General features: G+C 62.8%; 1 protein-coding gene and 1 pseudogene. One reads left to right on the forward strand and one right to left on the reverse strand.

Going from position 1 to position 1,176, the window contains the following annotated elements; translation table 11 throughout:
* Positions 1-364 (reverse strand): annotated as a pseudogene (locus NKI18_RS33280) (OmpA family protein); the annotation flags it as partial.
* Positions 365-599: 235 nt separating this feature from the next.
* On the opposite strand from NKI18_RS33280, the gene NKI18_RS33285 reads away from it, so the two are divergent.
* Positions 600-1,046 carry a YcgN family cysteine cluster protein gene (locus NKI18_RS33285; protein ID WP_023678278.1) on the forward strand — a complete coding sequence of 149 codons (447 nt, stop codon included), beginning with the start codon at positions 600-602 and terminating at the stop codon, positions 1,044-1,046.
* Positions 1,047-1,176 lie beyond the last annotated feature (130 nt).

The raw sequence follows: 1,176 nt of genomic DNA on the forward strand, positions 1-1,176 counted from the left end.
GTTGCTCGGACTCGGCTGGAGCGATCTGCTCGGCCGGAGCGGATTCTGTTTGCTGCTGCTGATTGCGCCGCTTCTTGCGGGGTTGCTCGGACTCGGCTGGAGCCGCCTGCTCGGCCGGAGCGGATTCCGTTTGCTGCTGCTGGTCGCGCTTCTTCTTTCTGGGCTGCTCTGCCTGCTGGCTTTGCGCGCAGGCCTCCGCCGACTCGCCCTCGGCGCAACTCGATTGCACTGGGATGAGCGGCGCTGCGGTACGTTGCACGGGGCTGAATGCGGCATTGCCTTGCAGCGGGAACGCGCCTAGCGGCGCGGACGCCATCAACAGGCCAAGCGCCGTGCCTGCCAGAATCCGTGGTTGGCGTTTCATCATAAACACTCCTTGTGGCGTCCCATCCCTGCCCAAACTTTCAGCAACCATGTTTGGTTCCTGTTTGTAGGTTCTAGCTGTGGCACAGGGCGATTGACCGGCGTTTTGAAGGCGACTTCATGTCATTCGTATGGTCCTGGCGTATGTTCCGGCGTATGGTCCCGGCGTATCGTTCGGACGAGGGTGCACGGTTGCCGTGCTTGACCTTGAAGCGTCCGAGGGCCACATGCCGACGATGGAAAAGCCGTTCTGGAAGACCAAGACGCTCGAGGCGATGACCCCGGCCGAGTGGGAATCACTCTGCGACGGCTGCGGCAAATGCTGCCTGTCCAAACTCGAAGACGAGGACACCGGAGAGATCTACTGGACCAGCGTCGGCTGCCGGCTGTTCGACGCTGGAAGCTGCCGCTGCTCCGACTATGCCAACCGGCTGGCGCGTGTTCCGGATTGCGTCGGGCTGACGCCGCAGAATGTGCGCACCATCAGCTGGCTGCCCAAGACCTGCGCTTACCGGCTGGTGGCCGAGGGCCGCGATCTCTATTGGTGGCACAGGCTGGTGTCGGGAAGCGACGAGACCGTGCACGAGGCCGGCATCTCGATGCGCGGCCGGGTCAGTGCCAGCGAGACCGATCTTGCCGAGCCGGACGACTATTTCGACCATATGCTCGCGGACGAGCCTTAGGATTCCTGCGGTAACGAAGACCGGGAACCATATGTGGACGGCGCCCTGCCTGCAACGGTTGTTTTGCGTCGTTTTCGATCGCTTGCGTCCATATGTCCGGCCTTTGAGCACGGTCCTTGCGGCCGCTGGC

Source organism: Mesorhizobium sp. M0800 (assembly GCF_040320095.1).
Classification (GTDB): Bacteria; Pseudomonadota; Alphaproteobacteria; order Rhizobiales; family Rhizobiaceae; genus Mesorhizobium.

Coding starts and splice junctions, on each gene's coding strand:
- NKI18_RS33285 (WP_023678278.1), top strand. CDS start 600: ATGGAAAAGCCGTTCTGGAAGACCAAGACGCTCGAGGCGATGACCCCG.